This window comes from Micromonospora sp. R77 (genome assembly GCF_022747945.1).
Classification (GTDB): domain Bacteria; phylum Actinomycetota; class Actinomycetes; order Mycobacteriales; family Micromonosporaceae; genus Micromonospora.
Genome location: NZ_JALDST010000001.1, coordinates 2903559 through 2927800 on the forward strand (window position 1 = coordinate 2903559; position 24242 = coordinate 2927800).

Annotated in this window: 24 protein-coding genes; 10 read left to right on the top strand and 14 right to left on the bottom strand. The window is 74.0% G+C overall.

Annotated elements, in window-relative coordinates; genetic code table 11:
- Nucleotides 1-28: 28 nt before the first annotated feature.
- Nucleotides 29-574 carry a phosphoribosyltransferase family protein gene (locus MRQ36_RS13435; protein ID WP_242795620.1) on the bottom strand — a complete coding sequence of 182 codons (546 nt, stop codon included), beginning with the start codon at nucleotides 572-574 and terminating at the stop codon, nucleotides 29-31.
- 202 nt (nucleotides 575-776) lie between these two features.
- Here MRQ36_RS13435 and MRQ36_RS13440 point away from each other — a divergent pair, with 202 nt between their 5' ends.
- From MRQ36_RS13440 to MRQ36_RS13455, 4 genes are all read left to right on the top strand, one after another.
- Nucleotides 777-1421, top strand: a complete 645-nt coding sequence (locus tag MRQ36_RS13440) for a septal ring lytic transglycosylase RlpA family protein (RefSeq protein ID WP_242795622.1) — start codon at nucleotides 777-779, stop codon at nucleotides 1419-1421.
- Between the two features lie 100 nt (nucleotides 1422-1521).
- Entirely contained in the window at nucleotides 1522-2649 is a 1128-nt protein-coding gene (locus MRQ36_RS13445) for a PP2C family protein-serine/threonine phosphatase (protein ID WP_242795624.1), read from the top strand.
- 129 nt (nucleotides 2650-2778) lie between these two features.
- Nucleotides 2779-4635 (top strand): acyl-CoA dehydrogenase, encoded by a 1857-nt coding sequence (locus MRQ36_RS13450; RefSeq protein ID WP_242795625.1) that lies wholly within the window; start codon nucleotides 2779-2781, stop codon nucleotides 4633-4635.
- Nucleotides 4636-4828: 193 nt separating this feature from the next.
- Entirely contained in the window at nucleotides 4829-5098 is a 270-nt protein-coding gene (locus tag MRQ36_RS13455) for a DUF6458 family protein (RefSeq protein ID WP_067300694.1), read from the top strand.
- A gap of 77 nt (nucleotides 5099-5175) precedes the next feature.
- Here the strand turns inward: MRQ36_RS13455 and MRQ36_RS13460 are convergent, their stop codons facing one another.
- A complete protein-coding gene (locus tag MRQ36_RS13460; protein ID WP_242795628.1) occupies nucleotides 5176-5706 on the bottom strand; it encodes a histidine phosphatase family protein in 531 nt (176 codons plus the stop codon).
- A gap of 116 nt (nucleotides 5707-5822) precedes the next feature.
- On the opposite strand from MRQ36_RS13460, the gene MRQ36_RS13465 reads away from it, so the two are divergent.
- Complete coding sequence (locus tag MRQ36_RS13465; protein WP_242795630.1) at nucleotides 5823-6107, top strand: DUF6458 family protein; 285 nt, start codon at nucleotides 5823-5825, stop codon at nucleotides 6105-6107.
- A gap of 59 nt (nucleotides 6108-6166) precedes the next feature.
- On the opposite strand, the gene MRQ36_RS13470 is transcribed toward MRQ36_RS13465, so the two are convergent.
- Nucleotides 6167-6844: a hemolysin III family protein gene (locus tag MRQ36_RS13470; protein WP_242795632.1), complete on the bottom strand. Its 678-nt coding sequence runs from the start codon at nucleotides 6842-6844 to the stop codon at nucleotides 6167-6169.
- Between the two features lie 131 nt (nucleotides 6845-6975).
- Between MRQ36_RS13470 and MRQ36_RS13475 the strand changes: the two genes are divergently transcribed.
- From MRQ36_RS13475 to MRQ36_RS13485, 3 genes are read left to right on the top strand one after another with little or no spacing between them, the layout of a single operon-like run.
- The gene (locus MRQ36_RS13475) at nucleotides 6976-7590 is read left to right on the top strand and encodes an allophanate hydrolase subunit 1 (protein ID WP_242795635.1); all 615 of its coding nucleotides are present in this window, start codon (nucleotides 6976-6978) and stop codon (nucleotides 7588-7590) included.
- The gene (locus tag MRQ36_RS13480; RefSeq protein WP_242795637.1) at nucleotides 7587-8483 is read left to right on the top strand and encodes a biotin-dependent carboxyltransferase family protein; all 897 of its coding nucleotides are present in this window, start codon (nucleotides 7587-7589) and stop codon (nucleotides 8481-8483) included. The genes MRQ36_RS13475 and MRQ36_RS13480 overlap by 4 nt, the downstream gene beginning before the upstream one ends.
- Nucleotides 8467-9216 (top strand): LamB/YcsF family protein, encoded by a 750-nt coding sequence (locus MRQ36_RS13485; RefSeq protein ID WP_242795640.1) that lies wholly within the window; start codon nucleotides 8467-8469, stop codon nucleotides 9214-9216. Before MRQ36_RS13480 ends, MRQ36_RS13485 begins: the two co-directional genes overlap by 17 nt.
- Nucleotides 9217-9367: 151 nt before the next feature.
- Here MRQ36_RS13485 and MRQ36_RS13490 read toward each other — a convergent pair whose 3' ends face one another.
- The 10 genes from MRQ36_RS13490 to MRQ36_RS13535 all read right to left on the bottom strand — a co-directional run bounded on the left by MRQ36_RS13490 (nucleotide 9368) and on the right by MRQ36_RS13535 (nucleotide 20872).
- Nucleotides 9368-11200, bottom strand: a complete 1833-nt coding sequence (locus tag MRQ36_RS13490) for an NHL domain-containing thioredoxin family protein (RefSeq protein ID WP_242795643.1) — start codon at nucleotides 11198-11200, stop codon at nucleotides 9368-9370.
- 143 nt (nucleotides 11201-11343) lie between these two features.
- Nucleotides 11344-12957 carry a hypothetical protein gene (locus MRQ36_RS13495; protein WP_242795645.1) on the bottom strand — a complete coding sequence of 538 codons (1614 nt, stop codon included), beginning with the start codon at nucleotides 12955-12957 and terminating at the stop codon, nucleotides 11344-11346.
- A gap of 320 nt (nucleotides 12958-13277) precedes the next feature.
- Entirely contained in the window at nucleotides 13278-13751 is a 474-nt protein-coding gene (locus MRQ36_RS13500) for a hypothetical protein (protein WP_242795664.1), read from the bottom strand.
- 858 nt (nucleotides 13752-14609) lie between these two features.
- A complete protein-coding gene (locus MRQ36_RS13505) occupies nucleotides 14610-14747 on the bottom strand; it encodes a hypothetical protein (RefSeq protein ID WP_242795666.1) in 138 nt (45 codons plus the stop codon).
- A gap of 223 nt (nucleotides 14748-14970) precedes the next feature.
- A complete protein-coding gene (locus tag MRQ36_RS13510; protein WP_242801083.1) occupies nucleotides 14971-16461 on the bottom strand; it encodes a dihydrolipoamide acetyltransferase family protein in 1491 nt (496 codons plus the stop codon).
- A 5-nt stretch (nucleotides 16462-16466) separates the two neighbouring features.
- Nucleotides 16467-17456 (bottom strand): alpha-ketoacid dehydrogenase subunit beta, encoded by a 990-nt coding sequence (locus MRQ36_RS13515; protein WP_242795668.1) that lies wholly within the window; start codon nucleotides 17454-17456, stop codon nucleotides 16467-16469.
- Entirely contained in the window at nucleotides 17456-18640 is a 1185-nt protein-coding gene (pdhA, locus tag MRQ36_RS13520) for a pyruvate dehydrogenase (acetyl-transferring) E1 component subunit alpha (protein WP_242795670.1), read from the bottom strand. The genes MRQ36_RS13515 and pdhA overlap by 1 nt, the downstream gene beginning before the upstream one ends.
- A 615-nt stretch (nucleotides 18641-19255) precedes the next feature.
- On the bottom strand, nucleotides 19256-19420 hold the full coding sequence (locus MRQ36_RS13525) for a hypothetical protein (protein WP_242795672.1): 165 nt from the start codon (nucleotides 19418-19420) through the stop codon (nucleotides 19256-19258).
- On the bottom strand, nucleotides 19417-19728 hold the full coding sequence (locus MRQ36_RS13530; protein ID WP_242795674.1) for a hypothetical protein: 312 nt from the start codon (nucleotides 19726-19728) through the stop codon (nucleotides 19417-19419). The genes MRQ36_RS13525 and MRQ36_RS13530 overlap by 4 nt, the downstream gene beginning before the upstream one ends.
- A gap of 457 nt (nucleotides 19729-20185) precedes the next feature.
- Entirely contained in the window at nucleotides 20186-20872 is a 687-nt protein-coding gene (locus MRQ36_RS13535; RefSeq protein WP_242795676.1) for an NUDIX domain-containing protein, read from the bottom strand.
- Nucleotides 20873-20948: 76 nt separating this feature from the next.
- Here MRQ36_RS13535 and MRQ36_RS13540 point away from each other — a divergent pair, with 76 nt between their 5' ends.
- Together MRQ36_RS13540 and MRQ36_RS13545 are read left to right on the top strand one after the other, a co-directional pair.
- On the top strand, nucleotides 20949-22043 hold the full coding sequence (locus MRQ36_RS13540) for an SPFH domain-containing protein (RefSeq protein WP_242795678.1): 1095 nt from the start codon (nucleotides 20949-20951) through the stop codon (nucleotides 22041-22043).
- Nucleotides 22040-22951: a hypothetical protein gene (locus MRQ36_RS13545; RefSeq protein WP_242795680.1), complete on the top strand. Its 912-nt coding sequence runs from the start codon at nucleotides 22040-22042 to the stop codon at nucleotides 22949-22951. Before MRQ36_RS13540 ends, MRQ36_RS13545 begins: the two co-directional genes overlap by 4 nt.
- Before the next feature lie 42 nt (nucleotides 22952-22993).
- Here MRQ36_RS13545 and MRQ36_RS13550 read toward each other — a convergent pair whose 3' ends face one another.
- Nucleotides 22994-24217, bottom strand: coding sequence for a hypothetical protein (locus MRQ36_RS13550; RefSeq protein WP_242795682.1), 1224 nt, complete (start codon nucleotides 24215-24217; stop codon nucleotides 22994-22996).
- Nucleotides 24218-24242 lie beyond the last annotated feature (25 nt).

Genomic DNA, 24242 nt, shown 5'->3' on the forward strand with positions numbered 1-24242 from the left:
GCCGGGTCGCGGTGGTGGGCGGTGCGCGTCAGGCCAGCAGGCGCTCGGCGTCGACCAGGGCGTGCACCCCCAGCTCGGTGGCGACCTGGGGTGGGCAGTCGGCGACCACGGCGGCGGTGCCGACGACCTCGGCGCCGCGCCGCGCGCAGATGTCGTGCAGCGCGCGCAGTTGGGCGCCGGTGGCCACCCAGTCGTCGACGAGCAGCACCCGGTCGCCGGGTCCGAGGTGCCGGTCCCGTACGCCGAGGGTGACCTGCCGACCACGGAAGTCGGGCGGGCTCTGCGCCCAGCTCACCGCCCCGGCCGGCAGTCGCCCGTCGCCGGCCTTGTACGCCGGCACGAAACCCACCCCCAGGGCGGTCGCGGCGAGCGGACCGAGCAGCACGCCGGTGACCGCCGGGGCGAGCACCACCGTCGGGCGGGCCGGCCGGAAGGGCGCCACCAGGGCGGGACCGAGCGCGGCCAGCACCCCCGGGTCGCGCCACCAGCCGGAGACGTCGCTGACCAGATGATCGCTGCCCGGGCCGGGGTCGACCCAGCGGAACAGCTCGACCAGACGATCGTTCAGCACCATCCCATCCTGAGGCACCGACGTCGGGCGATGACGCACCGGCTCCGGCCAGCGATCATTCCCCCGATCGGGCCAGTCGACCTCGGCCGATCGGCTACACGTACCAGGGTAAACACGGGCATACCACCATGATCACGTTGACTTCGGAAGTGCTTCTCTCGCTACGGTCCGACCCGTTCGTTCCGCTGACGAAAGGATCCGGCCGGTGGCTGGTAGGCACTTCCGCAACCGCAAGTTCTCCTCGCCGGCCGGCATCGCGGCCACCGCCGCGGTCGGGGTGGCACTCGCCGTCGGCGGCACCGTCGGTGCGGTCCAGCTCACCTCCGGTCCGGCCACGCCCGAACCGGCCGTGGCGGAGGCGCTGCCCAGCACCCTCGCCCCCAGTTCCGCGTCCCCCTCGCCCAGCGAGTCGGTCGCGCCGAGCCTCAGCCCGTCGCCGACGGCCACCTCGCCGAGCCCGAAGGCCACCCGGACCCAGGCGGCGTCCCGCAGCAAGGTGCGGACCGCCATCCCCCGGCCGACCGCCACGGCGACGAAGAAGAAGGCCGCCCCGGCCGTCAAGGTCCTCGAGAGCGGCTCCTGCGGCGCCTCCTTCTATGACGAGGGGCAGATGACCGCCAACGGGGAGACCTTCAACCCGGACGCGCTCACCGCCGCGCACAAGACGCTGCCCTTCAACACCAGGGTGCGGGTGACCAACCCGGCAAACGGCAAATCCGTCGTCGTCCGGATCAACGACCGCGGGCCGTACGTCGACGGTCGCTGCATCGACCTCTCCCGGGCCGCCTTCGCGGCCATCGCCTCGGTCGACCTCGGCGCGGTCGACGTCAAGTACGAGGTGCTCGGCTGATCGGGTGACCGGCGGCGATCGGGTCGGTGGCGGCATCCGGCCGGGCAGAACGTCCTCGGACGACGGGCCAGGTTCATTCACCTGTTCACGTCGATCAGGCATGCTGTCCGATGTACGCACGCAACCCTTCCAGTCGGGCCGAGGCCCACTGAGTCCCGGATCCCGCGCCGGCCTCGGCGCGGCCCTCGCGGTGCTCGCACTCGTCTCGGCGGTGGAACTCGCCGACGGCCGGCCCGCCCACTATGTGGCGTTGATGGTGGCGGCACCCTTCCTCGCCGCCGCGCTGGCGTCCTGGCGGGTGGTGCTCGGGGTGGGCGCGCTGGCCACCCTGATCGGGGCGGGGTTCGCCCTCGCCGAGCGGACCATGTCGCTGGTCACCGCGGTCAACGTCGCCGGTATCGCCCTGGCCACCGGGATCGCCGCGGCGGTCGCCTCGGTCCGGCAGGGGCAGGCGGAGCGGATCGCCGAGTTGTCCAAGCTGGCGGCGGTGGCCCAGCAGGCGGTGCTCCGGCCGCTCGGTCCGCAGGTGGGCACCCTCTCGGTGGCCGGTCGTTACATCTCGTCGACGGCGACCGCCGAGATCGGCGGCGACCTGTACGAGGCGATGGACACCCCGTACGGCGTCCGCATGATCATCGGTGACGTCCGGGGCAAGGGGCTGGACGCGGTCCGGCTGGCCAGCATCGTGCTCGGCTCCTACCGGCACGTCGCGTACGAGCGGGCGGACCTGCGTGCCGTGGTGACCGACCTGGACCGAGCGGTGGCCCGCAACGTGGGCGACGAGGACTTCGTCACGGCCGCGCTGGTCGAGGAGCGCGGCGGCACCCTCACCATCGTCAACTGCGGTCATCCCGCGCCGCTGCTGCTGCGCCGGGGCCAGGTGATCCCGCTCGAACCACCCGCGCCCGCGCCGCCGCTGGGCTTCATGCCGGTGGTCCGTCCCCGGGTCGAGCGGCTCGAACCGGGCGACCGCCTGCTGCTCTTCACCGACGGGCTGGGTGAGGCCCGCCGGGACGGCGAGTTCTTCCCGACGGCCGACCGGGCCTGGCGGCTGCTCGGCCACGGCACGGTCGGCGACGGGCTGGCGTCGCTGGAGACCGCGCTGGTCGAGTGGGTGCACGGCCGGCTCGACGACGACATCGCCCTGGTGCTCATGGAGTACACCGGCTCACGCCGTGCCCCGAGTGCTGCCGTGCCGAGCTGGGAGGTCGGCGCGGCGGAGAGCTGAGCGCCCTCCGGTGAACCGCAGGTGTGTAATCGCTGTCACTTCCTCGATCGGCTTGTCGTTGCCTACCCGCGAGTAATACAGTCGGGGTTACTGATCGGTAACACCTGTCCGGAAGCGGGGCCAGCGAGCATGACCCACTACAAGAGCAACCTTCGGGACCTCGAGTTCAACCTGTTCGAGGTCTTCGGGGCGGACCGGACGTTCGGCCAGGAGCCGTACACGGACCTGGACGTCGACACCGCCCGTAGCTTCCTCTCCGAGGTCGACCGCCTGGCCCGCGAGGACCTGGCCGCCAGCTACACGGACAGCGACCGCAACCCGCCGGTCTTCGACCCGGCCACGCACACCGCGCCGCTGCCCGAGTCGTTCAAGAAGTCGTTCCAGGCGTTCATGGACTCCGAGTTCTGGCGGCTGGACCTCCCCGAGGCCCTGGGCGGCACCAACGCGCCGCGCGCCCTCTGGTGGTCGCTCGCCGAGATGGTCCTCGGCGCCAACGCCCCCGTCTGGATGTACGCCTCCGGCCCGTCCTTCGCGCACGTGCTGCACGTCGAGGGCACCGAGGAGCAGAAGAAGTGGGCCCGGCTCTTCATCGAGAAGCAGTGGGGCTCGACCATGGTGCTCACCGAGCCGGACGCCGGCTCGGACGTGGGCGCCGGTCGCACCCGGGCCATCCCGCAGCCGGACGGCACCTGGCACATCGAGGGCGTCAAGCGCTTCATCACCTCGGGTGAGCACGACCTGAGCGACAACATCGTCCACTACGTGCTGGCCCGTCCGGTCGGCGTCGAGGGCGTCGGTGGCCCGGGCACCAAGGGCCTCTCCCTCTTCGTCGTGCCGAAGTACCACTTCGACGCCGAGACCGGCGAGCTGGGCGAGCGCAACGGTGTCTACGCCACCAACGTCGAGCACAAGATGGGCCTGAAGGTCTCCAACACCTGCGAGGTGACCTTCGGCGAGCACGGCGTACCGGCCAAGGGCTGGCTGCTGGGCGAGAAGCACGACGGCATCCGGCAGATGTTCATGATCATCGAGTACGCCCGGATGATGGTCGGCACCAAGGCGATCGCCACCCTCTCCACCGGCTACCTGAACGCCCTGGAGTACGCCAAGAACCGGGTGCAGGGCGCCGACCTGATCCAGCAGGCCGACAAGACCGCCCCCCGGGTGACCATCACCCACCACCCGGACGTGCGCCGCTCCCTGCTGCTGCAGAAGTCTTACGCCGAGGGCCTGCGCGCCCTGGTCTGCTACACCGCCTCCTGGCAGGACAAGGTCGCCATCGCCGAGGCGGCCGGCGACGAGAAGGCCACCAAGCTGGCCAAGCGGGTCAACGACCTGCTCCTCCCGCTGGTCAAGGGTGTCGGCTCGGAGCGGGCGTACGAGCTGCTCGGGCACGAGTCGCTGCAGACCTTCGGCGGCTCCGGCTTCCTCCAGGACTACCCCCTGGAGCAGTACGTCCGGGACGCCAAGATCGACACCCTGTACGAGGGCACCACCGCGATCCAGAGCCTCGACCTGATCTTCCGGAAGATCGTCCGGGACAACGGCAAGGCCCTGATGGCGGTCGCCGGCGAGATCCAGGAGTTCATCGCCACCGAGGGCGGCAACGGCCAGCTCAAGGAGGAGCGGCAGGCGCTCGGCAAGGCGCTCGCCGAGATCCAGAACATCCTCGGCGTGATGACCGGCTGGATGGGCGAGGCCCAGGCGGGCGACGCCCGGGCCCTCTACAAGGTCGGCCTGAGCAGCCGCCGGTTCCTGCTGGCCATCGGCGACCTGGTGGTCGGCTGGCTGCTCCAGAAGCAGGCCGACGTGGCGCTGAAGGCGCTGGCCGGTGAGGTCTCCGCCACCGACAAGGCGTTCTACACCGGCAAGGTGGCCGCCGCCCGGTTCTTCGCCCGCGAGGTGCTGCCCCGCATCGGCGCCGACCGGCGGATCATCGAGGGCGCCGACCTGGAGATCATGGACCTCCCGGAGGAGGCGTTCTGATCCCCTCGGGGATCCGGCACTGACCCGGCGGCCGGCGAGCGACAGCTCGCCGGCCGCCGTCGTGCTTCCCGTATCGAGGAGGCCGGGTCGGAAATGCGGGTCGGGGCCGGTAGGCCGGCCGCCTGGCGGGTAACCGTCGCGGACCACGTCAGGAGCACGCCCAAGGGCCATCGCACAGGGGAGTGCAGCGCACATGGGCATTGGTAGCGGCATCTTTCTCATCGCGCTCGGCGCGATCATGACCTTCGCCATCCGGGCCAACGTCTGGTGGATCGACCTGCGCGCGGTCGGCTGGGTGTTCATCCTGGCCGGGCTGGCCGTGCTGCTGACCACGCTCTGGTTCTGGCAGGACCGGCGCAAGCGGGCGCGCACGCTGATCGTGGAGGAGAACCGGCTCTCCCACCCGACCGCGATGATGCCCCCGCCGCCCGACCCGCCGCCGCCCACCGCCCCGCCGTCCTGACCCGTACGGCCGGGCAGAGTGTTAACAGGGGGCCCCGGTACAACCGAATGCGTTAACGGGGGGCCCCTCCTTGCACCTCAGCCGCGTGCGGTGTGGCGGGTGGTGATGGGGGCGTGGGTGAGTTCGGACCAGGGGTTGGTCGGGCGGTGCACCACCAGGTCGGTGGTGCGCAGGCCGTCCTGGTCGGCCCGGTCCGGGTCCAACAGCGCGGAGAGCAGCGAGATGCCCGGGTTGTGGGCCACCAGCAGCACCGTCCCGACCGTCGGCGACACCGACCGGACCAGCTCCAGCAGCTGTTCCGGGCTCGCCTCGTACGCGGCCGGCTCGTAGCGCACCAGCGGTGACGACCCCGCCGGCCCTCCTTCCGGCGGGGATCCCGTCATGCCCAGCGCCACCCCGTGCCAGGTCTGCCGGGTGCGCCGCGCGGCGGAGCAGAGCACCACGTCGGGCAGGAGTGCGTGCCGGGCGAGCCACGCGCCGGCCGCGGCGGCGTCGGCGTGCCCCCGGGCGGTCAACCGGCGTTCCGCGTCCGGGGTGCCCGGGGACTGTTCGGCCTTGGCGTGCCGGAGCAGCACCAGTGTCCGCTCCTGGGTCCTGCCGTCCGTCATCTGCACAGCTTGCCTGATTGGCGATGGAAGTGCCTGGGTAAGTCGATGGATGCCGCTACCTCATCCGTGGCCGCGGCGGGTAGCAAACGCCAGCGCAACGCCAAGGAGGCGACGTCATGGGCATCGGTGCCAGCATCTTTATGATCGCACTGGGTGCGATCTTCGCGTTCGCCGTCAACGCCAACCTGGGGTGGCTCGACCTGCACGTCGTCGGCTGGGTGCTGATGCTGGTCGGCCTCGTCGGTCTGGCCCTGACCCTCTACTTCTGGAACACCCGTCGCCGCGTGGTGGCCGCGCCGGTGCGGCAGCGCGTCGTCGCCGACCCGACCGTGCCGGTGCAGGACGGCCGGGTCGTGCGCGAGGAGTACCGCGAGGTGCGCCGCCCGGGTTACCCGGCCTGATCGACCCGAGACCTCGGGGGCCCCGCAACGGCGCGGGGCCCCCGATTTCTGTGCCCAGGTCAGGCGAAGAGCGCGAAGTAGATGGCGACGTGGTGGCAGATCGCGGCCAGCAGGGTGCAGGCGTGGAAGAACTCGTGGTGCCCGAAGACGGTGGGCCACGGGTTGGGCCGGCGCAGTGCGTAGAAGACCGCGCCCACGCTGTAGATCACGCCGCCGACGCTCAGCAGCACCAGCGCGGTGACCCCGCCGGAGTGCAGGATCTCGGGCAGCATCGTCACGGCGACCCAGCCGAGGGCCAGGTAGAGCGGCGCGGAGACCCAGCGCGGCGCGTGCGGCCAGATCAGCTTGACCGCCACGCCGGCCAGCGCCCCGCCCCAGACCAGGCTGAGCATGACGGTGGCGTGCCGGGTGTCCAGCAGCAGGGCGCAGAACGGCGTGTACGTGCCGGCGATGAACACGAAGATCATCGAGTGGTCCATCCGGCGCATGATCTGGTAGCCGCGCTCGGACCAGACCCGCCGGTGGTAGAGGGCGCTGGTGCCGAAGAGCCCGCACACGGTCAGGCTGTAGACGAGGCAGCTGACCAGGGGCGCCCAGCCGGGCCGGCTGGCCGCGATCGAGCAGAGGACGATGCCGCAGACGACCGCGACGAAGAACGCGTACGTGTGCAGCCAGCCGCGCATCCGGGGTTTACCGATGTCGACCGGCTTGAGCCGAAGCGGTGCGGAGGTAGTCACGCCCATCAGGCTACGGCACCGTAGGTTACTTTCAAGTAGTGTGTGAGGCTTCCCGAGAATGGTTTGGTGCTTCACCCGACCGGCCCCACCCGGGGAACCCGGCCGCCCACCGCGTCCGCGAGTATGGCGGGATGCGGATCCGACCCGTCGGCGCACACGCCCTGCTGCTCGACTGCGAAGACCCCGACCAGGTGCAGGCGTGGCGGGCCGAGCTGTGGCACCGCCGCGACGCGGGCGAGCTGACCGCCGTCGAGATCGTCCCGGCCGCCGCCACCGTCCTGCTCGACGGCGTACCCGACCCGGCGGCGACCGCCGCGCTCATCGCCGGTTGGACGCCACGCCCGACGACCACCACGGCCGCCACCGACCAGGTCGAGGTCCCCACGGTGTACGACGGGGAGGACCTGCCCGTCGTCGCCCGCCACTGGGGCGTCGACGTGACCGAGGTGGTGCGGCGGCTGCGACGGACCGAGTTCCGGGTGGCGTTCTGCGGGTTCGCGCCCGGCTTTGCGTACCTGACCGGGCTGCCGGCCGGGCTGGCCGTGCCCCGGCTGGCCACCCCCCGCCCCCGGGTGCCGGCCGGGTCGGTGGCGCTCGCCGGCCCGTACGCCGGGATCTATCCCAGCGCGTCCCCCGGCGGCTGGCTGCTGGTCGGCCGGACCGACCTGGTCCTGTTCGACGTGCACGCGGACCCGCCGGCCCGGCTCACCCCCGGCACCCGGGTCCGCCTGGTCGCCCGCTCATGATCGAAGTGCTCCGGGCCGGTGCGCTCACCACCGTGCAGGACCAGGGCCGACCCGGGTACGCCCACCTCGGCGTGCCCCGCTCCGGCGCGCTCGACCCGGCGGCACTGCGGCTGGCCAACCGGCTCGTCGGCAACCCGGAGAACGCCGCCGGCCTGGAGATCACCCTCACCGGCTGCGAGCTGCGGTTCACCCGGGCCACCACCGTCGCCCTCACCGGCGCGCCCGCCGACCTCCGGATCCGGTACGCACCGACCGGCGGAACCCGCGACGGGCGGCCCGGTGCCGGGGCGGAGCGCGCGGCGGACGTGGGACGGGTCCTCGCGCTCCCCGCCGGGGCGGTGCTGCGGGTCGGGCCGGCCCGCGCCGGGGTGCGTACCTGGCTGGCGGTCTCCGGCGGGATCGCCGTACCGCCGGTGCTGGGCAGCAGGTCCACCGACACCCTCGCCGGCCTCGGGCCGGCCCGGCTGCGCGACGGCGACCGGCTGCCGCTCGGCCCGGCCCTCGGGCCACCCGCGCCCGTCGACGAGGTGGTGCTGCCGGCCGTCCCCGCCGAGCTGCGGCTCACCCTCCGCCCCGGCCCCCGCCACGACTGGTTCGCCCCGGCCGCGCTGGAGTTGCTGTGCGGCACCGCGTACACGGTCAGTCCGGTGAGCAACCGGGTCGGCGCGCGACTGACCGGCGCGGCCCTGCCCCGCGCGGTCGCCGGGGAACTGCCCAGCGAGGGACTGGTGCTCGGTGCGGTGCAGGTGCCGGCCGACGGGCAGCCGCTGGTCTTCCTCGCCGACCACCCCACCACCGGCGGCTACCCCGTCATCGGGGTGGTGGCCGACGTGACCGGGCTCGCGCAGGCCCGCCCAGGGACTACGGTGAGGTTCCATGGACCTCAACGCTGACCTCGGCGAGGGATTCGGCATCTGGCGGCTCGGCGACGACGAGGCGCTGCTGGACCTCATCACGTCGGCCAACGTGGCGTGCGGCTTCCACGGCGGCGACCCGGCCACCATGCACCGGGTCTGCGAGGGCGCCGCGCGCCGCGGCGTCGCCGTCGGCGCCCAGGTCGGCTACCGGGACCTCGCCGGCTTCGGCCGCCGGGCCATCGCGTACGACTTCGCTGAGCTGCGCGACGAGACGATCTACCAGCTCGGCGCGCTCGACGCGTTCTGCCGGCTCTACCGCACCCGGGTGCGCTACCTCAAGCCGCACGGGGCGCTCTACCACGCGGTGGCCTGCGACGAGGCCCAGGCCGCCGCGCTGGTCGCCGCCGTCAGCGGATACGACTACGAGCTGCCGCTGCTCTGCCCGCCCGGCTCGGTGCTGGCCCAACTCGCCGTCGGCGCCGGACTCCGCGTGATCGCCGAGGGCTTCGCCGACCGCAACTACCGGCCCAACGGCTCGCTGGTGCCCCGAAGTGCGGCGAACGCCCTGGTCACCGACCCCGACCAGATCGCCGAACGGGCCGTCCGGATGGCCACCGAGGGCACCGTCGTCGCGGTCGACGGGACCGTCGTCCCCTGCCCGGTCGAGTCGATCTGCCTGCACGGCGACACCCCCGGCGCCGTACGCTCCGCCGAACTCGTCCGCGCCGCCCTCCTCAACGCCGGCACCACCCTCACCCCCTTCGCCTGACCCGCCCCGCCCCTCCCCTCCCGCCCCCGCCCGCCCAAGCTCGGCGCCAAATTCACGGAATCAGGGGCCATTCTCCGTTCGGAAGGCACTGATTCCGTGAAACTGCGGGAAGCCTCGGGCGGGGGCGGGGGGGCGGGGCGGGGGGTGGGGGTCAGGTGTCTAGGCCGCGGAGGATGAGGGGGAGGCGGGTGGTGCCGCCGTCGACCACGCGGACGGGGACGCCCCAGTCCTGCCGGGTGAGGTGGCAGGCGGCGTGTTCGACGTCCGCGTCGCAGGTGGCGGCTTGGGCGGTCACCTGCAGCACGCCGCCGTCCACCGTGCCGTCGACCACCAGCCGACGGGACAGGTCGGTGGTGGTGCCCGCCCCCTCCAGCAGCAGCTCCGGCGGGGACGCCGAGACCACCAGCCGGGTCGACGGGCCGTACGTGTCGTCCAGCTTCTGACCCGGCGCCGGGGTGAAGATCACGTCCAGGGTCAGCTCACCCGGCGCCACGTCGGTCGGCTTGCGTTCCAGCCGGTGCCGGGGGCCGTCGACCGTGTTCGCCCCGGCGGCGGTCAGCGCGCCCGGGGCGAGCCGGGTCAGCCGGTGCGCGGCCGACTCGACCACCAGCACCTCGCCGTCGGCGGTCAGCACCAGGTCGCTCGGCTCGGCCAGGCCGTCCGCCACCGTGCCGACCTGGCCGGTCGCCGGGTCGAAGCGGCGCACCGCCCCGTTGTACGTGTCGGCGACCAGCACCGAGCCGTCGGGCAGCGCGCACACCCCCAGCGGGTGCTGGAGCAGTGCCCGGTCGGCCGGCCCGTCCACGTGCCCGAAGTCGAAGAGGCCCTGCCCGACCGAGGTGTGCAGCACCCCGTCCTCGACGTACCGGACGGCGCTGGTCTCGCTGTCGGCGATCCAGAGCCGCGTGCCGTCGGCGGAGACGGAGAGGCCGGACGGCTGCGCCATCCAGACGTCCGGCAGGGGGCCGTCGCGCAGCGCCTCGACGGTGGTGCCCGCGTACATGCCGGCGGTCCGCCTGATCGGGTCGAACCACCAGAGCTGGTGGATGCCGGCCATCGCGATGACGATCCGGTCGTCGTACCAGGCGACGTCCCAGGGGGAGGAGAGGTCGACGACCCGGGCGTCGTGGGCGTGGTCGTCGACCGTGGAGCGCCACTGCCGGCCGGTGCCGGCGACGGTGACCACCTCACCGGTGGCCAGCTTCACCCCGCGCAGCAGGTGGTTGACGGTGTCCGCGACGACCAGGTCGTACCCGGCCACCTCGGCGGCGTGCGCGGGGAGCAGGCAGAGCCCCTGCGGCTCGGAGAAGGTCGCGGTCTCCGCCGGACCGTCGGCGTGGCCCCGGGCACCGGAGCCGATCCGGCGGAGCAGCTTCTCGCCGTCCGGGGCCAGCTCCACCAGGGAGTGCCGGGCCGAGTCGGAGACCAGCAGGTTGCCGCCGTCGAGCACCACCGCCTTGCCGGGGAAGCGCAGGGTGGTCTCGGGCTCGGCCGGCGGGACGTACGGGCCGTCGCCGCGGTGCAGGGTGCCCTTCGCCTCGTGGGTGGCGATCAGGTCGTCGATCAGCCGGGACAGCCCTTCGGCGTGCCCCTCGCCGGCCATGGTGGCGACCACGTAACCCTCGGGGTCGACCACGGACAGGGTCGGCCAGGCCTTCGCCGCGTACTGCTGCCACATGTCCAGCTCGGGGTCGTCGAGCACCGGGTGGTGCACGCCGTACCGCTCGACGGCCGCGGCGAGCGCGTCCGGGTCCTTCTCGTGCTCGAACTTGGGCGAGTGCACGCCGATCACGACCAGCACGTCGCCGTACTTCTCCTCCAGCGGGCGGAGCTCGTCGAGCACGTGCAGGCAGTTGATGCAGCAGAAGGTCCAGAAATCCAGCAGGACGATCCGACCCCGCAGGTCGGCCAGCCGCAGGTCCTTGCCGCCGGTGTTCAGCCAGCCCCGGCCGCGCAGCTCGGGGGCGCGTACTCGTGCACTCATGCCGACAAGCCTGCCATGTCCGACGGCGGCCGACCCGGGGCCGTGGCCGACCCGACAGCGCGCCCGACCCGCCCACGACAACCGAAAGCGCCCGTCCCAGGTCGGGACGGGCGCTTTCGGTACGGCGGGACCGGGCGGAGCTGTTACTTGCCGGCGGCCGGCTTCAGGCAGAGCACCTTGTTCGGTACGTCACCCTGCAGCATCACCTGCGGCTGCGCCGGGTCGGGGCACTTCTCCTTGGCGTCCACCTTCGACACGACGGTGAAGGCGTCCGGCTGACCGCACTCGACGGCGACCGCGCTCTGGCCGGACTGCTTGACGCAGGAGCCCACCGCCGGGTCGAACGCGGCCGGCTTGTCGTCGCCGCCGATCTTGCCGAGCAGGGTGAGCAGGCCCAGCGGGACGGCCAGGATGAGCACCGCCGCGATCAGCACCAGGGCCAGCACCTTGCCGTTGCGTACCTTCGGCGCGGGTGCCTCGGTCTTCGGCTCGGCCTCGGGCTTGAAGGCGTCGAAGCGGCCCTGGTCGGATTCTCCGCTGCCAGGGCTCTGCTGCTGCTGCCAGGCCGGCGGGGCGGTCTGGGACGGCGGCGGGAAGCCACCCGGACCGTTCACCGAGGCGCGACCGGCGCCCGGACCCGCGAACGCGTCCCCGGGCCCGCCGAACGGGTCGCCCGGATTCCCGGGCCCGCCGAACGGGTCGCCGGGACCACCGGGGCCGCCGAACGGGTCACGCGGACCGTTCTGGCCCACGAAGGAGTCACGCTGACCGCCTGGACCGGCGAAGGGGTCGCCGGGACCGCCGGGACCACCGAAGGGGTCGCCGAACTGGTCCGCGGGACGGTCGTCGTTGTGCGGATGCACCCCGTTGACCGGGCGGTTGTTGGCGGGCTGGTCCACGAACGACGGCACGCCGGGCGGGAAGGGCGGCGGACCGGCGGGCGAGGACGGCGGCGCGGAGGGCACCGGTGGCGCGTCGGTGAAGGCGTTCCGGTGCGGCTCGGGCTCGTCGAAGTGGGGCTGCCCGCCCTGCTCGGGGTGACCGTCCGGGCCGTCCTGCCCGGGGCCCTCCTCGGGCTCGGGACGGGCCGGTCGGCCGTACACCCGGGGCTGCGGGGCCGCGGTGCCGCCGGGCAGCTGGACCTGGTCGGTGGGGGGCGTCACCCGGCTGGCCAGCGGCACGGACGCGCTCGCCGAGACGCTGCCCGCTCCGCCGGGCTCCGCCGGGGGTACGGACGCCCGCCCACCGGCTCCCGACTCGGGGGGTACGCGGGGCCGGCACCACCGGTCCGGCCGGCGACTGCGGCTCCTCGTGTGCCGGCTCGCCACCGCCCCAACCGCCCGCCCGCTGCGGCTCGTACGCCTGCGGCGCGCCACCGTGCTCCGGCGGGCCGAACTGGCCGGCGGCGCGTAGTCGGCCGGGGGTGCGGCGGCCAGGCTGGCCCCGGGCACCCGCTGCTCCTGTCGGGGCAGCGGCACCGCGTTCTCCGGCGAGATGCCCGGGCCGAGGCTCGGCTGGTAGGCCGGCGGTTCCTCGGCGCGGCCCTGGTCCCAGCCGGTGGACTGCGCCGCAGCGGGCTCGGCCTCGGCGGCCCGGCCCCACACCTCGTCCGGCGACCACGGTTCGCCCTCGGGGACGACCGGCCGCTCGGGGCGGTTCCACTGCGGCGCCTCGGCGTCCGGGGCGGTGCCCCAGGCGGGCGGCCGTCGCCGGCCGGCACGGAGGCGCTGGCCCGGGCGTTGCCCGGCGGGGTCCACTCCGGCGCGTCCGATCGCTCGTCCCGCGCCGGTACGGACGCGGCCGCCCAGCCGCCGGACTGCGCCGGCTCGTCGGGCCCGCCCCAGTCCGGGGTGGGGCGTCCTGCTGCTGCGGTGCGTCGCTCCAGCCCTGGGCCGGCGAGTTCTCCGGGGCACCCCAGGACGGCTGCTGCTCCACCCGGGCGGCGGCCCGGCCGGCGGCCCACCCGCCGGAGCGGTCGGGGTCGTCGTCGCGCGCGTGCGCGGTGCCGGCCTCCCAGCCGCCGGAGCGGACCGATTCGTCATGTTCCTGGCCGGTGCCCGGGTTCCAGGAGCCCTGCTCACCGTCGTCCTGCCGGGCCGGGGTGGGCCAGCCGCCGGAGCGGGCCGGGTCCTCCTGCTGCGGGGCGGGCGTCGCCCCCCACGCCTCGCGCGGCTGCGCCGCCGGGGCCGACACCTGCGCGGCACCGCGCCGCGGGCTCGCTTGCCGTCGCCCAGCCGACCGGTCCGCCCGGCTGTGCCCAGGCGGGCTGGTCGCTGCCCGGTCCACTCTGCTGTGCCCAGGCGGGTTGATCGCCGCCCGGTCCACTCTGCTGTGCCCAGGCGGGCTGCTCGCCGTCGACGGGCCAGGCGGCCGGGCGGGCGGGGCCGTCCTGCGGCTGGGCGGCGGCACCCACGGGCCAGCCGCCGGAGCGGTCGTCCTGGGCCTCGGGGGCGGGCTGCCAGCCGCCGGAGCGGGACGGCTCGTCCTGCTGCGGTGCGCCGGCCCAGTCGCGGGCGGGGGCGTCCTGCTGCTGCGGGGCCGGGACGGGCACCTGCGCGGCACCCCGGGCGGCGGGCTCACCGGCCTGCGCCCAGCCGGGCTGGGGCTGCTCGCCGGCGCCACCGGCCGGGCCGGCCCAGCCGGGGCGGGACTGCTCGCCGGCGTTCCCGGCCCACGCGGGCCGGACTCCTCGGGTGGGTTCACCCAGGCCGGCGTGGGCAGCTCCTGCGGGGCGGCGGCGGCCCGGGCGGGACCACCCTGCTCCTGCGGGGGAGTCCAGGCGGGCTGGGGCGGGTTCCAGCCGGCGGGCTCACCCCGCGCCGGCACCTGCGCGGCTCCCCAGGCGGCGGTCGCCGGCTGGTCACCCTGCTGTCCCCAGGCGGGGGCGGGCGGGTTCGGCCGGCCAGCCGGCGGGGGCGGGGCCCAGCCGAGGTCGGGGGAGCCGGGATACCCGTTGTCCTGGTGCGCCGTGCGGTCGCCGTACGGCGCCGGTCCGCCGGCGCCCGACGACACCTCGCCCGGCTCCTGGCCAGGGCGGTGCGGGGCCTCGGACGTCATGGGTGCGCCTCCTCCATCACATGTCGGCCGCCGATGCCGGTCGGGGACCGTCGGCATGGTTGCCGGCGTCGCCGGCGGGTACCGGCCGTGCGGGCTCCCCGCACCGTATCCGGTGGCCGCCCGGAGGCGTCCGGGGAGCACCGGCCGTCACTCACCGTCCTCGACCGGTGTCGATCGGTTTCTCTCGGCTCGCGGTGCGCGCCGGACCGGTGGGTGGCGACCGAGCCCCACCGTACCGGGCGGTGCGGCGAGGTGGAATCCCGGTGTCAATCGCACCCGAAACGCCGAGGACCCGCCCGGTGCGACCGGGCGGGTCCTCGAACTGGAGGAGGTGAGGAAAGTTTTCGGGGCGTCAGCTCATGTGACGCTGGGCGATGGCGAGAAGCTCATCGCGGACCGCGGGCGAGTTGGCGGAACGCAGCGCGTGCTCGATGGCGCGGGCACGGCGGTTGGCGTCGCGGCGGGTGCGGATTCGCTCGATCATGCTCATCTCGGGTCTCTCCTCCTGGCTATTCGGTTGTTGGCCCCTTGATGTCTCTATTGAAGCGCAGAACGCCGCCAAATTCCATCGATTCTTAGGTGAGCTGAACCACGCACCTTTGGATCGTAGGTCAAGAGCCGGTCCGGGCCGACGATTCTTCCCGCAACGGCAACGGCCGGTGTGCCGGGCGTTCACCCGTGGCACACCGGCCGTTGCCTGGTGCGTGGAACCGTCAGGTCCAGGCGAGCAGCGCCGCCTCCGGATCGGCCAGGAAGTCCCCGATGTCGCGCAGGAACTTCGAGCCCAGCTCCCCGTCGATGATGCGGTGGTCGAAGGAGAGGCCGAGCGTGGTGACCAGCCGCGGCTTGACCTTGCCCTTGTGCACCCACGGCATCTCGCGTACGGCGCCGAAGGCCAGGATGGCCGACTCGCCGGGGGGCAGGATCGGCGTACCGGTGTCGACGCCGAAGACGCCGACGTTGGTGATGGTCAGCGTGCCGCCGGACATGTCGGCCGGGGAGGTCTTCCCGGTCTTCGCCGTCTGCACCAGCGCGGTCATCGCGTCCGCCAGTTCGCGCAGCGAGAGCCGCCCGGCGTCCTTGATGTTCGGCACGATCAGGCCGCGCTCGGTGGCCGCCGCGATCCCGAGGTTGACGTAGTCCTTGACCACGATCTCGTCGCCGGCCCAGGTCGAGTTGACCATCGGGTACCGCTTGACCGCCAGCAGCACCGCCTTCGCCACCAGCAGCAGCGGCGAGACCCGGACGTCCCGCCACTCCCGCCGCTCGCGCAGCCGGTCCAGGGCCTTCATCGCCCGGGTCACGTCGACGGTCAGGAACTCCGTCACGTGCGGGGCGGTGAACGCCGAACGGGACATGTTCTCGGCGGTGAGCTTGCGTACCCCCTTGACCGGGATGCGCTGCTCGCGGTCCGCGCCGAAGCTCGCGGCGGCCGTGGCCGGCGCCGCGACCGTCAGCGGCTCGGCCGCCGCCGGGGTCCCGCTCGCCGCCCGCTGTACGTCCTCCCGCGTGATCGACCCCAGCGGCCCCGACCCGGTCAGCGTGGCCAGGTCGACGCCGAGGTCCTTGGCGAGCTTGCGCACCGGCGGCTTCGCCAGCACCAGCCCACCGGCCCGCCCGCCACCACCGTTGCGTCGATCATGGAGCTGTGGTGCCGCATTTGTGGCGATCGGGGTGGCCTTGTTCCCCGCCACAACTCCATGATCGACGGAGGTGGGGGTGGGGGTGGGTTGGGCCGGCACGCCACCCTTGCGCGGGCGGCGCTTGGCCGGGGCGTTGCGGGGGCCGTAGCCGACCAGGACGGCGGTACGGCCGCCCGGGGCCACGCCACCGATCAGGCCCGGCTCGACCATGCCCTCCTCGGGGGCGATCTCCACCGCCGCCAGCGAGGCCGCCGACGGGGTGGGCAGCGCCGACGACGGGGCGGCCGTGGTCGACTCCTCGATCGGGCCGGCGCCCGGGTCGGTGTCGATCGAGATGATCGGCGTGCCGACCTCGACCGTGGTGCCCTCCGGCTGGAAGATCGCCCGCACCTGGCCGGCCCACTTCGCCGGGATCTCGACGGCCGCCTTCGCCGTCTCCACCTCGACGATCGGCTGGTTCAGCTCGATGACGTCGCCCACCTTGACCAGCCAGGCGAGGATCTCGCCCTCGGTCAGGCCCTCACCGAGGTCGGGGAGGTTGAACTCCTTGATCCGGGACATGCCGCTCACCAGCCGAAGGTGCGGTCGACGGCGTCGAGCACCCGGTCGAGGTCGGGCAGGTACTCCTCCTCCACCCGGCTGGCCGGGTAGGGGGTGTCGAAGCCGGTGACGCGCAGCACCGGGGACTCCAGGGAGTAGAAGCACTCCTCGGTGATCCGGGCCGCGATCTCCGAGCCCAGGCCCAGGTTGCCCGGGGCCTCGTGCACGACCACGCACCGGCCGGTGCGCTTCACCGACTCGTACGCGGCGGTCAGGTCCAGCGGGGAGAGCGTGCGCAGGTCGATGACCTCCAGCTCCCGGCCGTCCTCGGCGGCGGCGGTCGCCGCGTCCAGGGCGGTCCGCACCATCGGCCCGTACGCCAGCACCGTGGCGTCGGTGCCGGCCCGGGCCACCCGGGCCGAGTGCAGCGGGTACGCCGCGTCCAGCGGGGCGTCCAGCTCGACCGGCCCCTTCTCCCAGTAGCGCCGCTTCGGCTCCAGGAAGACGATCGGGTCGTCCGACGCGATCGCCTGCTGGATCATCGAGTACGCGTCCTGCGGGTTCGCGCAGGTCACCACCTTCAGGCCGGCGGTGTGCGCGAAGTACGCCTCGGGCGACTCGGAGTGGTGCTCGACCGCGCCGATGCCACCGCCGTAGGGGATCCGGATCACCATCGGGATGGTGACCTTGCCCTGCGAGCGGTAGTGCATCTTCGCCACCTGCGACACGATCTGGTCGTACGCGGGGTAGACGAAGCCGTCGAACTGGATCTCGCAGACCGGGCGGAAGCCCCGGATGGCGAGGCCGACGGCGGTGCCGATGATGCCGGACTCGGCCAGCGGGGTGTCGATCACCCGTTGGTCGCCGAAGTCCTTCTGGAGCCCGTCGGTGATCCGGAAGACGCCGCCGAGCTTGCCGACGTCCTCGCCCATGATGACGACCTTCGGGTCGTTCTCCAGGGCCCGACGCAGACCGGTGTTGAGGGCCTTGCCGAGGGTGAGCGTCTCCGTGGCCATCAGTGCGCGCTCCCCTCGAACGACTCCATGTACTTGCTGAACCGGGCCCGCTGCTCGTCGAGCTCGGGCGACCCGTGCGGATAGACGTGGTCGAACATCGTCACCGGTTCCGGGTTGGGCATGTTCAGCACCCGCTCGCGCAGGTGCACCGACTCGGTACGGGCCTGCTCGTCCACGGACGCGAAGAACGACTCGTCGGCGATCTGCTGCTTGGTCAGGAACGCCTTCATCCGGGCGATCGGGTCCTTGGCCTGCCAGGCCTCGACCTCGCTGGCGATCCGGTAGCGGGTCGGGTCGTCGGAGGTGGTGTGCGCCCCCATCCGATAGGTGTACGCCTCGATCAGGCTGGGGCCCTGGCCGAGCCGGGCGTTGTCCAGCGCGTGCCGGGTCACCGCGTACGACGCGAGCACGTCGTTGCCGTCCACCCGGACACCGGGGAAGCCGAAGCCGCCGGCCCGCTGGTAGAGCGGGACGCGGGTCTGCCGCTCCAGCGGCTCGGAGATGGCGTACTGGTTGTTCTGGCAGAAGAACACCAGCGGGGCGTTGAAGACGCTGGCCCAGACGAACGCCTCGTTGACGTCGCCCTGGCTGGTGGCGCCGTCGCCGAAGTAGGCGATCACCGCCTCGCCGTCCTCGGTGCCGGTCTTGCCGTCCATGTGGACGCCCATGGCGTACCCGGTCGCGTGCAGGGTCTGTGCCCCGATCACGATCGTGTACATGTTGAACTTGAACTCGTTCGGGTCCCAGCCGCCCTGGTCGACGCCGCGGAACAGGCCGAGCGGCATGATCGGGTCGATGCCCCGGCAGTAGAGGACGCCGTGCTCCCGGTAGGTCGGGAAGGCCATGTCCTGGGTGCGCAGCGCGCGGCCGGAGCCGACCTGGGCCGCCTCCTGGCCGAGCAGGCTGGCCCAGAGGCCCAGCTCGCCCTGCCGCTGCAGCGCGGTGGCCTCGGCGTCGAGCTTGCGGACCAGCACGAGGTCGCGGTAGAGCCCGCGGTACTCCTCGTCGGTGAAGTCGACGCGGTACTCGGTCCCGTCCGGGCCGATCGCGCTCTCGATCCGCTCGCCCTCGGGCGTCAGCAGCTGTACGAGGTCCGGCTCGCCGGTGGCCGCCGAGGCGGCTCGCTTGGAACGGGGTGCGGCCCGCCGGCCGCGGGTGGTGACCCCGGGGTCGCCCTTTGCCATCCGTCTCTCCCTGTCGTGTCTGCGCCGGCGCGGGGGGTGACCCGGTCCGCGCAAATCCTGCGCCGGCCCGGCAGGTGCCGGGCTGGTTCCTGGCGGCCGCGCCTAGCCCCGGTGAGGGTTGCCGCGCGGCGTGAGCCGGATTCTGGGACGAACCCGGTTCGGGAGCGCCGGCGCCGTACCGCGCCTGCCGCGTGGGTGCGCGGAGGTCGCGGCTGCGTTGCCGTCGTGCCTGAATGATTGCAGAGGAGGTGAGCGGGCCCACAGTACGGCCTCCCCGTCGGTCGACGTTTGTCTGCTTCACGACGCATCGAGGTATTTGTCGTCGTGGCGCTCGGTCCGGGTCGACGACCCGACGGACAATTTGTGTGTCGACACGCTGTGGCGCCTGGTGAACTGACGGTCACTGGTCCAAGCTGACTGGTGCCGGGAAGTTCCTTTTGTCCGTTTAAGACAGGCTTCCGGTCCGGCACGTGTCCGTGGTCGACGACGAGGAGAGTCGGTGCCCGAGCCAGCAGAAGGTCCCGCGTTCCTCGGCCGCCACCGGGCCGCGCCCGGCGGCTACCGCCGGGTCGTCGGCGCACACCGCGCGGCCGGTCTCGGCGGTCCCAGCCGCGGCTACCTCTTCACGGTCGCCCTCCTGGCCGGGACCGCCTCGATGCCGATCCTCGCCGCGCTCAGCGCCGGGTCGGCCACCGTCGGGAGCACCGCGCTGCCCAACAGCAGCACCCCGTTCCTCCCCACCCCGTCGATCGGCCCGGTGGTGGTGCCGGTGCCGGTCACCGAGCAGCCCGCGCTCCCCTCGCCCGGCGTGCCGGCCGCGGTGACGCCCCGGCCGGCCGCACCCGGAACGACGGCCGCCGGTGCGCCCGCCGCCCCGTCCGGCCCGCCACCGAGGACTCGGCGTCGGCGCGGCGGCCCCGGCCGATCCCGACCTCGCCGGCCGTGCCCAGCCGGTCGGCCGCTCCCACGCCGTCCCGCAGCACCTCGCCGAGCCCGTCCCCGAGCGGCTCGGCGAGCCCACCCCCGAGCGCGCCGCCGAGGCCGGATCCGTGGCCGCTGCCCCTCCCGCTGCCACTGCCGTTGCCCACGGTCACCCTCTCCCTGCCGGCTCCCGATCCGACGCCCAGCGCGACGCCGGGCGACCAGGTCCCCGCGCCGGTCCCGTCGGCGAGTTCTCCGGCACCGTGCGATCCGCCGTCGAGCACCCCCACCGTCGAGGCCCGCGCCGGTCGCGCCCCGGCTGCCGGCCCGGCCCGGTCCCGGGCCGCGCGACCGTTCCGTCCGCCGGTCCGGCCGGCGCCGCCCGCCCGCGCAGGGCGAGGCCGGCAGCGAAGGTCGCGGCACCGGCACCGGCACCGGCACCGGCACCGGCACCACAGCCACCGCCTGCGCCGCAGAGCCACGGCGTTCCGCTTCCCGTCGTCCCGGCCTGGCCGCCGGTGGAGCTGTTCCTCCTGCTGCGGGTCGGGTAGGCCGGCTCTCCCGCAGCTCGATCCTCCTGACCGGGCCTGGTCGGGCAGGCCGTCCCCGATGGACGTCCGTCGGTCAGCGGTCCGGGCGGAGCATCGGCGGGTGCAGCCGGCTGGCGGGGCCACGGCGGAAGAGCTGGGCCGGCCGGCCCCGGTCCCCCTCGGTGGACCGGCCGACCGGCTCGACGAAGCCGGGCGTGCCGGTGACCTTGCGGTGGAAGTTGCGGGGGTCCAGGCGGGTGTCCCAGACCGTCTCGTAGACGGCCCGCAGTTGCGCCACGGTGAACTCGGCCGGGCAGAAGGCGCTGGCCAGGGGCGTGTACTCCAGTTTGGCGCGGGCCCGTTCCAGCCCGTCGGCCAGGATCCGGTCGTGGTCGAAGGCGAGCTGACCGGGGGTGAGCCGGGAGACCGGCAGCCACTCGGCCGAGGCCGCGTCGCTGCCGGCGACCGGGCTCGGCAGGTCGGGCAGCAGGGCCAGCCAGGCCACCGTCACCACCCGGCCGCGCGGGTCCCGGTCCGGCCGACCGTACGTGCCGAGTTGTTCGAGGTGGCCGGCGGGCTCGGGTAGCCCGGTCTCCTCGGTCAACTCGCGGGCCGCCGCGTCGGGCAGGTCCTCGTCGATGCCGACGAAGCCGCCGGGCAGCGCCCAGCACCCCTCGTACGGCGGGATGCCGCGCCGGACCAGCAGGACGTTCAGCTCGTCCGCGCGGACGGTGAGCACGACCAGGTCGGCCGTCACCGCGAAGGGCGGGTACTCGGGCATCTCTTTATCACCACCTTGACGATAACTTAGCAGAACAGTTATCGTCGGCTGGACGAAAAAGGGGAGGGAACCGATCATGGCTGATGTGACGAGGCGCCTGTTCCTGCGCCACCTGCGCGGCACGCCGACCAGCTGGGTCCGGCTGCACGTCGGCGGCAAGGTCCGCCGCGAGGGCATCGGACAGTCCTTCTGGTACCGGCCGCTCAACGCGGTGCTCAGCGAGGTGCCGGTGGACGACCGCGAGCTGCCGCTGCTCTTCCACGCCCGCACCGGCGACTTCGCCGACATCACCGTCCAGGCCACCGTGACCTACCGGGTCGCCGATCCGGCCCGCGCCGCCGGCCGCCTCGACTTCTCCGTCGACCCACGTACCGGTACGCCCCGCTCGCGCCCCCTCGACCAGGTCGCCACCCTGCTGGCCGAACTGGCCCAGCAGCCCGCCCTCGACCTGCTCGCCCGGGTGCCGCTGGCAGAGGCGCTGACCACCGTCGCGCCCGTCCGCGAGGCGGTCTCCGGCGCGCTCGGCGACGACCCCCGCCTCACCGACCTCGGTGTCGCCGTGGTCAGCGCCCGGGTGGTGGCGATCCGTCCCGAACCCGAGCTGGAACGGGCCCTGCAGACCCCGACCCGGGAGGCCGTCCAGGTCCAGGCCGACCGGGCCACCTACGCCCGGCGCGCCCAGGCCGTCGAGCAGGAACGCTCCATCGCCGAGAACGAGCTCCAGAACAAGATCGAGCTGGCCCGCCGGGAGCAGCAGCTCGTCGAGCAGCACGGCGCGAACACCCGCCGCCGGGCCGAGTTGGACGCCGACGCCGAACTGGCCGGCGCGCAGGGCAAGGCGGAACGGGAGAAGGTCGCCAACGCGGCCGCCGCCGAACGGGCCCGGGTGCTGGCCGCCGCCGAGGCGGAGAAGGAGCGCGTCCTGGCCGGGGGCGCCGCCGAGAAGGAACGGCTGCTCGCGGCGGCCCGCGCCGACGGCGTACGCGCGGTCGGCCACGCCGAGGCGGAGGCGGAGGCGGCGAAGCTGGCCGCGTACGCCGAACTGCCGCCGGAGGTGCTGCGGGCCCTGACGGTCCGCGAGATCGCCGGGCAGCTGCCGCAGATCGGCCAGCTCACCGTCACCCCCGACGTGGTGACCGACCTGCTGGCGCGGCTCGCGCCGGGCCGGTGAGCGCGACCCTGGCCCCCCGGGTGGTCGTGGTGAGCCGCCGCAGCGAGCTGGACGAGCTGCTGGCCCGGCACGGCACCCGCGCGGCGGCGGCCTGGTACCTGCGGGAGCGGGGCCGGGACCTGGCCGAGGTCGTCGACCGGCACGAGGCCCTCCAGGCGGCGCTGACCACGGTCGGCGCCGCCGTGCCGGCCGACTGGCGGCGCGGCGCGGTGGACCGCGACGACCTGCCCCGGTTCCTGTTCGGGCCGGAGGACGTGGTGGTCGCGGTCGGGCCGGACGGCCTGGTCGCCAACGTCGCGAAGTACCTCGACCGGCAGCCGGTGATCGGCGTCGACCCGGAACCCGGGCGCAACGCCGGCGTCCTGGTGCGGTTCACCGCAGGGCAGCTCGCCGCCCTGCTGCCGGCGGTCGCCGCCGGGGCCGCGCCCGTCCGGGGCCGTGCCATGGTCCGGGCCGCGCTCGACGACGGGCAGGAGCTGGTCGGCCTCAACGAGGTGTACGTCGGCCACGCCTCCCACCAGTCCGCCCGCTACCTGCTCACCGTCGCCGACGGCGGGCCGGCCCGGCGGGAACGGCACTCCTCCTCCGGGGTGGTGATCGGCAGCGGTACGGGGGCGACCGGCTGGTGCGCGTCCATCGCGCGCGACCGTCCGGGTGCGCCGCAGCCGCCCGCCCCGGAGGAGCCGGCGCTGTGCTGGTACGTCCGCGAGGCGTGGCCCTCCCCGGTCACCGGGGTCGGCCTCACCGCCGGCCGGATCACCGGCGCCGAACGGCTGGAACTGGTCGCCGAGTCCGACGGGCTGGTCGCCTTCGCCGACGGCCTGGAAGGCGACCGGCTGGCCCTGAGCTGGGGCCAGCGCCTCACCGTCGACGTGGCGCCCCGCCGGCTCACCCTCGTCGAACCGTGACCCGCACGCCGGCCTCGCGCCGGCGTGCGGGCAACGCTCCACTCAGGCGGTGTCGTCGGTGAGGCGGTGGCGGTTGGCCTCGATCCAGGCGTCGAGGGCGGCCGGGTCGTCGGGGTCGACACCGTCGGCCATCAGCTGGGCCACCGCGGCCGTCGCCGGGCTGCGCCGCTCGCCGGTGCTGTAGAGGCGGGCGAACTCCGGGATCATCTCCTCGATCGCCTCGTCGGTCCGGCGGGCCGCCGCCTCCGGCAGCCCCTTCCAGCGGGCCGCGTACGCCGCCCAGGCGCGGAGCACCCGGGGCAGCATGGCGGCGTCGTCCATGTCCAGCACGGCGCGTCGGTGCACCCAGTCCAGCAGGAACAACTCGGCCACCGTCGGGCTCCACCGCATCGGGTCCGCGTCGGTGAAGCTGTCCGCGTGGTCGAGCAGCAGGCCCAGGCAGAAGTGCAGGGAGGGCAGCTCCGGGCCGTCCACCGCGTCCAGCCCGAACCGGGCGGCCTCCGGAGAGTCGAGGAAGCCCCGCAGCAGGGTCGTCCGCCGCTCGTCGGTCAGCGGCTCGGTCGCCCCGGCACCGGTCCGGACGGCCGGGGCGGGCAGCGCCGCCAGCCGGGCACCGACCAGCGCCCGGTCGGTGGCGAGCGACCCCTGCGCCGGCAGTTCGGACAGGTCGTCGGTGACCGCCAGGTGGCGGGCCACCTCGGCGTGCATCCGGCCCCCGTCCTCGGGACGGAACCAGGTCAGCTCGTCCTCGGTGCACATCTCGCGGACCTGGCCGAGGATCCGTTCGGCCGGCCCGCCGACGTAGACGTCCTTGATGATGCCGATGTTGTGGTCCACCAGCGCCACCATGGCGTGCTCCGGGCCGCCGTCGGCCTCGTCGTACGCGAAGGTGGCCAGGTAGGAGGTCTGGTCGCCGTACACGTCGCCGTAGGCCCAGACGCCGGTGAGGTGGACCCGGCCGAGCTGGCCGGTCCAGGCGGGGGTGAGCGCGCCGGGCCGGACCTTGCCCGCCCCCTCGGCGTCGGGGACCAGCGCGGCGAAGACGGCGCGGATGGTGGTGGCGGCGGCGCTGCGCCGCCGGGAGGTGGTGGCGAGGAAGCCGCCCACGAACTCGCGGACGGCGTTGTCCCGGTCGGTTTCCGCGACGGAGTAGACGCTGCCCAGCAGCGCGGCGCCGAGCATCTCCGCGTCGAGGGCGCTGTCGAGCCTCGTCACGTCGCGAGCGGCGTGCAGTACCGCCTCGTAGGGGGTCTGTGGCGTGGCCATGCACCGACCCTACGCCGCCGCCGGG

What these genes read in the sequence shown, in the direction of transcription:
- MRQ36_RS13435 (WP_242795620.1), bottom strand. Translation starts at nt 574, where the DNA reads ATGGTGCTGAACGATCGTCTGGTCGAGCTGTTCCGCTGGGTCGACCCC.
- MRQ36_RS13445 (WP_242795624.1), top strand. Translation starts at nt 1,522, where the DNA reads ATGCTGTCCGATGTACGCACGCAACCCTTCCAGTCGGGCCGAGGCCCA.
- MRQ36_RS13450 (WP_242795625.1), top strand. Translation starts at nt 2,779, where the DNA reads ATGACCCACTACAAGAGCAACCTTCGGGACCTCGAGTTCAACCTGTTC.
- MRQ36_RS13455 (WP_067300694.1), top strand. Translation starts at nt 4,829, where the DNA reads ATGGGCATTGGTAGCGGCATCTTTCTCATCGCGCTCGGCGCGATCATG.
- MRQ36_RS13460 (WP_242795628.1), bottom strand. Translation starts at nt 5,706, where the DNA reads ATGACGGACGGCAGGACCCAGGAGCGGACACTGGTGCTGCTCCGGCAC.
- MRQ36_RS13465 (WP_242795630.1), top strand. Translation starts at nt 5,823, where the DNA reads ATGGGCATCGGTGCCAGCATCTTTATGATCGCACTGGGTGCGATCTTC.
- MRQ36_RS13475 (WP_242795635.1), top strand. Translation starts at nt 6,976, where the DNA reads ATGCGGATCCGACCCGTCGGCGCACACGCCCTGCTGCTCGACTGCGAA.
- MRQ36_RS13480 (WP_242795637.1), top strand. Translation starts at nt 7,587, where the DNA reads ATGATCGAAGTGCTCCGGGCCGGTGCGCTCACCACCGTGCAGGACCAG.
- MRQ36_RS13485 (WP_242795640.1), top strand. Translation starts at nt 8,467, where the DNA reads ATGGACCTCAACGCTGACCTCGGCGAGGGATTCGGCATCTGGCGGCTC.
- MRQ36_RS13490 (WP_242795643.1), bottom strand. Translation starts at nt 11,200, where the DNA reads ATGAGTGCACGAGTACGCGCCCCCGAGCTGCGCGGCCGGGGCTGGCTG.
- MRQ36_RS13505 (WP_242795666.1), bottom strand. Translation starts at nt 14,747, where the DNA reads ATGAGCATGATCGAGCGAATCCGCACCCGCCGCGACGCCAACCGCCGT.
- MRQ36_RS13510 (WP_242801083.1), bottom strand. Translation starts at nt 16,461, where the DNA reads ATGTCCCGGATCAAGGAGTTCAACCTCCCCGACCTCGGTGAGGGCCTG.
- MRQ36_RS13515 (WP_242795668.1), bottom strand. Translation starts at nt 17,456, where the DNA reads ATGGCCACGGAGACGCTCACCCTCGGCAAGGCCCTCAACACCGGTCTG.
- pdhA (WP_242795670.1), bottom strand. Translation starts at nt 18,640, where the DNA reads ATGGCAAAGGGCGACCCCGGGGTCACCACCCGCGGCCGGCGGGCCGCA.
- MRQ36_RS13535 (WP_242795676.1), bottom strand. Translation starts at nt 20,872, where the DNA reads ATGCCCGAGTACCCGCCCTTCGCGGTGACGGCCGACCTGGTCGTGCTC.
- MRQ36_RS13540 (WP_242795678.1), top strand. Translation starts at nt 20,949, where the DNA reads ATGGCTGATGTGACGAGGCGCCTGTTCCTGCGCCACCTGCGCGGCACG.
- MRQ36_RS13550 (WP_242795682.1), bottom strand. Translation starts at nt 24,217, where the DNA reads ATGGCCACGCCACAGACCCCCTACGAGGCGGTACTGCACGCCGCTCGC.